This is a genomic window from Arthrobacter globiformis (genome assembly GCF_003261175.1).
Lineage (GTDB): Bacteria > Actinomycetota > Actinomycetes > Actinomycetales > Micrococcaceae > Arthrobacter > Arthrobacter globiformis_A.
This window is the reverse complement of sequence record NZ_QLNP01000062.1, coordinates 365,629-372,149: the sequence shown is the minus strand read 5'-3', so window position 1 is coordinate 372,149 and position 6,521 is coordinate 365,629. Positions and strand designations below refer to the sequence as shown.

The following is a 6,521-nucleotide window of genomic DNA, read 5'->3' as shown; positions in this document are numbered from 1 at the left end:
TGCAGCACCCGGTGTTCAACACGCACCGGTCCGAAACCCAGCTGCTGCGTTACATCCGCAAGCTCTCGGACCGTGACCTGGCGCTGGACCGCACCATGATCCCGCTGGGCTCCTGCACCATGAAGCTGAACGCCACGGCCGAGATGGAAGCCATTTCCTGGCCCGAATTCGCCTCGATCCACCCGTTCGCCCCGGACTCGCAGACCGAGGGCTGGCGCGAACTGATCGATGGTCTGGAAGCCGACCTCGCCGAGATCACCGGGTACGACCAGGTGTCCATCCAGCCGAACGCCGGCTCGCAGGGTGAGCTCGCCGGGCTGCTGGCGATCCGCGGCTACCACCTGTCCCGCGGCGATGACCAGCGCAACATCTGCCTGATCCCGGCCTCGGCGCACGGCACCAACGCCGCCTCGGCCGTGCTGGCCGGCATGAAGGTCGTCGTCGTGGCCACCGCCGCCGACGGCACCATCGACCACACGGACCTTTACGCCAAGATCGAGGCCAACAAGGACGCCCTGTCCTGCATCATGATCACCTACCCGTCCACCCACGGGGTATACGACGCCGACGTCCGCGAGGTCTGCGACGCCATCCACGCGGCCGGCGGCCAGGTCTACATCGACGGCGCCAACCTCAACGCGCTCGTTGGCCTGGCGCAGCCGGGCAAGTTCGGCGGGGATGTCTCGCACCTGAACCTGCACAAAACCTTCTGCATCCCGCACGGCGGCGGCGGCCCCGGCGTCGGTCCCGTTGCGGCCAAGGCGCACCTGGCACCGTTCATGCCGGGCGATGCGGCCACCTGGACCGAAGGCAACGACGTTCCGATCTCCGCCTCGCGCTTCGGCTCCGCCGGCGTGCTGCCCATCTCCTGGGCCTACGTGAAGCTCATGGGCGGCAGCGGCCTGACCGAGGCCACCAAGTCGGCGCTGCTCGCCGCGAACTATGTTGCAGCCAGCCTCAACGACTTCTTCCCCGTGCTCTACACGGGCGAAGGCGGGCTCGTGGCACACGAGTGCATCCTTGACCTGCGCGAACTCACCGCCAAGACCGGTGTGACCGCCGAGGACGTGGCCAAGCGCCTGATCGACTACGGCTTCCACGCGCCCACGCTGGCGTTCCCGGTCGCCGGCACCCTGATGGTGGAGCCCACCGAGTCCGAGGACCTGGGCGAGATCGACCGGTTCATCAAGGCCATGATCTCCATCCGCGCCGAGATTGACCAGGTCGCCAACGGCGACTTCACCGTGGAGAACTCCCCGCTGCGCAACGCACCGCACACCGCGGCCGCTGCCATCAGCTCCGACTGGGACCGCGCCTACCCGCGCGAGCAGGCCGTTTTCCCCGTTCACACGCTCAGGCAGGACAAGTATTTCCCGCCGGTGGGCCGCATCGACGGCGCCGCAGGCGACCGGAACCTGGTCTGCTCCTGCCCGCCTCTCGAAGCGTTCGAGGACAACACAGCAGCCTTCGAGAACTGAGGATTCGGCTCAATGACTGAGAACTACACTGCCCTTTACGAGGAGCACAAGAAGCTGGGCGCCTCGTTCACCGACTTCGGCGGCTGGCAGATGCCGCTCAAGTACGGCTCCGAACTGGCCGAGCACCACGCCGTCCGCAACTCGGCCGGCATCTTCGACCTCTCCCACATGGGGGAAGTCTGGGTCACCGGCCCGGACGCCGGCGCCTTCCTCGACTACGCCCTGGCCGGCAAGATTTCCGCGATGGCCGTCGGCAAGGCCAAGTACTCCCTGATCTGCAACGAGGACGGCGGCATTATCGACGACCTCATCGTTTACCGCCGCCCGTCGGCGACTGAGGGCGCAGGAAACAGCATCGACAGGTTCCTGGTGGTCCCGAACGCCGGCAACGCCAAGGCGGTGGCCGAGGCCCTGGTGCAGCGGGCAGCGAACTTCGATGTCGCCGTCGAGGACGCCTCCGCCGAGACATCGCTGATCGCCGTGCAGGGCCCCAAGGCCGAGGAGATTCTCCTGCGCCTGGTCCCGGCAGCCCAGCACGAGCTGGTGACCGGGCTGAAGTACTACGCCGCCGTCGAGGTTTCCTTCCTGGTGGGCGGGGCCAGCCAGGACCTGCTGCTGGCCCGCACCGGGTACACCGGTGAGGACGGCTTCGAGATTTTCGTAGAGAACGGGGACGCCGCCGCCCTCTGGCAGTCCATCGTCGCCATCGCGGACGAGGGGGAGCTGACGCCGTCCGGCCTCGCCTCCCGCGATTCGCTCCGCCTCGAGGCCGGGATGCCGCTGTACGGCAACGAGCTCTCGCTCGACGGTGACCCGTTCGCCGCCGGCCTGGGCCCCGTCGTCGCGCTGTCCAAGGAAGGCGACTTCGTGGGCAAGGCCGCGCTGGCCGCCAAGAAGGAAGCCGGAGCCGGCTCCACCACGGGCCGCAAGCTCGTGGGCCTCAAGGGCCTGGGCCGCCGTGCCGGCCGCGGGCACTACCCGGTCCTCAAGGACGGCAACGTCGTCGGCGAAGTCACCTCCGGACAGCCCAGCCCCACGCTCGGCTACCCGGTTGCGATGGCCTATGTCGACGTCGCCTACGCCGGACCCGGCACGGCGCTGGACATCGACCTGCGAGGGAAAGCGGAGCCGTTCGAAGTCGTCGCACTGCCTTTCTACAAGCGCTCCAAGTAGCCCGGGGTCCTGTCCTGTTTCCCCAGGGCGTGGCCGGCAGGCACGTCGTCCCCGACTCCGGGGCCGGCAAGCCCCAGTTTTCACGCGTGCTGCTCCTTCGTCGCTTTGACGCACGCTTTCGAAAACCGGGGCCAGCCCGCCCCTGAGGGCAGCTCACTTTTGGGTGGCAATGGGACACAACCATCGCCAGAACCTGCGCCTTCGAAAGCCAAAGGTGCTGGGGAGGGGCCGCGAACCGCTGGTTGGGCTTCTCGGAACTAAGACAGGTGGCGGAGCAAGTTCAATCATTGGGGGTTGAGCTTGCCGGCCCATACTCGAGAACGGCCAATCGTCGTCGTTTTTTACCTGCTGACGTTCTACACAACTGAACACTGGCACAAGCGGCGGGAGCGCGGTATCCGGAAGCGTGCGTCTAAGGGAGCGTCGCGTCCGCTCAGCGGGCGCCTACGCGACCGAGCACGCGGAGGATGCCGCGTCCCGCTGCGTAACCCAGCCACAACTGTTTTGTCCGCGAGTTTCACGAACAAAGGAAAAATAAATGGCAAAAGTCGCCGCTGAACTGCAGTATTCCGACGAGCACGAGTGGGTTCTCCGCGAAGACGGGAACCTGGTCTCGATCGGCATTTCCGCCGTGGCCACAGACGCCCTCGGCGATATTGTTTACGTGGACCTGCCCGAGGTCGGCTCGGCCGTGACCGCGGGGGAGACCTGCGGCGAGGTGGAGTCCACCAAGTCGGTCTCGGACCTGTACTCCCCGGTGACGGGCGAGGTCACGGAGATCAACCCGGTCGTCGTCGAGGACCCGGCCCTGATCAACAGCGATCCGTACGGTGCAGGCTGGCTGTTCAAGGTGGCCGCCGACTCCGAGGGCCCGCTGCTGTCGGCCGAAGAATACGCTTCCAAGAACGGTGGCGAGCTGTGAGCGCGGCAGGTGCCGCAGGCACAGAGACAGTGGCTTTCGAGCAGGTAGTTTCCCCGAGCCTGAACGCGGACCTCGCGGAGCTGGACCCGGAGATCGCGGCAAAGATCGACGACGAGCTCGGCCGCCAGCGCGAGGGCCTGGAAATGATCGCGTCGGAGAACCACACCGCCGCGGCAGTGATGCAGGCGCAGGGTTCGGTGCTGACCAACAAATACGCCGAAGGCTACCCGGGCAAGCGCTACTACGGCGGTTGCGAGCACGTTGACGTGATCGAACAGCTGGCCATCGACCGGGTCAAGTCGCTGTTCGGTGCCGAGTACGCGAACGTGCAGCCGCACTCCGGCGCCCAGGCGAACGCCTCTGTGATGCACGCCCTGATCAAGCCGGGCGACACCATCATGGGCCTGAACCTGGCCCACGGCGGGCACCTGACGCACGGCATGCGGATCAACTTCTCCGGCCGCCTCTACAACGTGATTCCGTACCAGGTCCGCGAAGAGGACCACCGGATCGACATGGCCGAGGTGGAGCGCCTGGCCCAGGAGCACAAGCCGCAGCTGATCGTGGCCGGCTGGTCCGCCTACGCGCGCCAGCTCGACTTCGCCGAGTTCCGCCGGATTGCCGATTCGGTGGGCGCCTACCTGATGGTGGACATGGCGCACTTCGCCGGCCTCGTGGCCGCGGGCCTGCACCCGTCCCCGGTCCCGCACGCGCACGTCACCACGTCCACGACGCACAAGACCCTCGCCGGTCCGCGCGGCGGCATCATCCTGAGCAACGACGCCGACGTCGCCAAGAAGATCAACTCCGCGGTGTTCCCCGGCCAGCAGGGCGGTCCGCTGGAGCACGTGATCGCGGGCAAGGCCGTGGCCTTCAAAATTGCCGCGTCCGAGGAGTTCAAGGAACGCCAGGAGCGCGTGCTCGCCGGTGCCCGGATCCTGGCCGAGCGCCTGGTCCAGCCAGACGTCACGGCCAAGGGCATCTCCGTAGTGTCCGGCGGCACCGACGTGCACCTGGTGCTGGTGGACCTGCGGAACTGCGAGCTCGACGGACAGCAGGCCGAAGACCGCCTCGCCGCGATCGACATCACGGTGAACCGCAACGCGGTGCCGTTCGATCCGCGTCCGCCGATGGTCACCTCCGGGCTGCGCATCGGCACCCCGGCGCTGGCCACCCGCGGCTTCGGCGAAGCAGCCTTCGCCGAGGTTGCGGACATCATCGCCGAGGCACTGACCGCCGACGCCGGCGCGGACCTGTCCGGCCTGCGCACCCGCGTGGAGGCCCTGGCCGCCGCCCACCCGCTCTACCCGTCAGTAGCCCCGCTCAGCTGACCCCGTGGCTTGCTGAGGCCCGTCGGGTGCGGACTCCTCTGCATGCTCGGTCGCGAAGACGCCCGCTGAGCGGACGTGTCGCTCCCTTAGACGCATGCTGCCGGAGTCCCCACCCGAAGGGGCCACATCCCCGGCCATCTCTTGCGGTCCATCCCGTCAGCCACCAATCCACCCCGACCACATGTCTAGTTAGGATTAATCATGGCCGTTGGAGTCTTTGACCTCTTTTCGATCGGCATTGGCCCTTCGTCGTCGCACACTGTGGGGCCGATGCGTGCCGCTGCCGTCTTTGCCGGGGAGCTCAAATCCTCCGGGAAGCTGGAGAGCGTGGCCTCGCTGCGGGTGGACCTGTATGGCTCGCTCGCCGCAACCGGGCACGGACACGGCACCATGACGGCGGTTCTGCTGGGCCTGGAGGGGTACCACCCCGACCTCATCCTTCCCGATGAGGTCGAGGAACGGCTGGCCTCGATCGCGGAGACCGGGACGTTGCAGCTGGCCGGGTCGGTTCCGCTGCCGTACGGGGTCAATGACATGGTGCTGCGGCCGCTGACGATCCTGCCGCGGCACACCAACGGCATGACCTTCACGGTCACCGACGCTGAGGGCGAGGTCCTGCACAGCGCCACCTTCTTCTCCGTCGGCGGCGGGTTCATTGTCCGCGAGGGCGAGGAGGATGCGGCGCAGCAGGAACTGGAGGAGTCCAAGAAGGAGCTGCCGCTGCCGTTCCGGACTGCCGCGGAGCTGCTGGGACGCTGCCAATCCAAGGGCCTGTCCATCGCGGACATCATGCTGGTCAACGAGCGCGCCTCCCGGTCCGAGGAGGACATCCGGAAGGGCCTGCTCCACATCTATTCGGTGATGGAGGGCTGCGTCGAGGTCAGCCTGAAGCGCGAGGGGCTGCTGCCCGGCGGACTGAAGGTCCGCCGTCGTGCTCCCGACTGGCACGAACGGCTTCTGAAGGAAGGCCGTGACCACGGTTCGGACTACCGGGACCCCAAGTACTGGCAGGAATGGGTGAACCTCATCGCCCTGGCGGTCAACGAGGAGAACGCGTCGGGCGGTCGCGTCGTCACCGCCCCGACGAACGGTGCCGCCGGCATCATCCCGGCCGTGCTGTACTACGCGCTGCACTTTGCTCCCGGGATGGACCAGGCGACCCAGGAAGACCGCGACGACGTCGTGGTGAAGTTCCTGCTGACGGCCGGTGCCGTCGGGGTGCTGTACAAGGAACAGGCCTCCATCTCGGGTGCGGAGGTGGGCTGCCAGGGCGAGGTGGGGTCGGCGTCGTCGATGGCCGCCGCCGGGCTCGCCGAGGTCATGGGAGGCACGCCCGCGCAGGTGGAGAACGCCGCCGAAATCGCGATGGAACACAACCTGGGCCTGACGTGCGACCCGATCGGCGGGCTGGTCCAGGTGCCCTGCATCGAGCGGAACGCGATCGCCGCCGCGAAGGCCATCAACGCAGCCAAGATGGCCCTGTGGGGCGACGGCTCGCACCGGGTCTCGCTGGACGAGGTCATCGTCACCATGCGGGAAACGGGCAAGGACATGAGCTCGAAGTACAAGGAAACCGCGATGGGTGGACTGGCGGTCAACGTCGTCGAGTGCTGATTC

At 67.3% G+C, this 6,521-nt stretch carries 4 protein-coding genes and 1 pseudogene; all 5 read left to right on the top strand.

The window, feature by feature from the left end; all coding sequences use genetic code 11:
• A pseudogene (locus DBZ45_RS05960) lies at window positions 1-1,478 on the top strand (glycine dehydrogenase); the annotation flags it as partial.
• A 12-nt stretch (window positions 1,479-1,490) separates the two neighbouring features.
• Window positions 1,491-2,651 carry a glycine cleavage system aminomethyltransferase GcvT gene (gene gcvT / locus DBZ45_RS05955; RefSeq protein ID WP_111902983.1) on the top strand — a complete coding sequence of 387 codons (1,161 nt, stop codon included), beginning with the start codon at window positions 1,491-1,493 and terminating at the stop codon, window positions 2,649-2,651.
• Window positions 2,652-3,189: 538 nt separating this feature from the next.
• Window positions 3,190-3,573 (top strand): glycine cleavage system protein GcvH, encoded by a 384-nt coding sequence (gene gcvH / locus DBZ45_RS05950; protein WP_111902982.1) that lies wholly within the window; start codon window positions 3,190-3,192, stop codon window positions 3,571-3,573.
• Window positions 3,570-4,904 carry a serine hydroxymethyltransferase gene (glyA, locus tag DBZ45_RS05945; protein ID WP_317616945.1) on the top strand — a complete coding sequence of 445 codons (1,335 nt, stop codon included), beginning with the start codon at window positions 3,570-3,572 and terminating at the stop codon, window positions 4,902-4,904. The genes gcvH and glyA overlap by 4 nt, the downstream gene beginning before the upstream one ends.
• A 201-nt stretch (window positions 4,905-5,105) precedes the next feature.
• Window positions 5,106-6,518 (top strand): L-serine ammonia-lyase, encoded by a 1,413-nt coding sequence (locus DBZ45_RS05940; protein WP_111902981.1) that lies wholly within the window; start codon window positions 5,106-5,108, stop codon window positions 6,516-6,518.
• Window positions 6,519-6,521 lie beyond the last annotated feature (3 nt).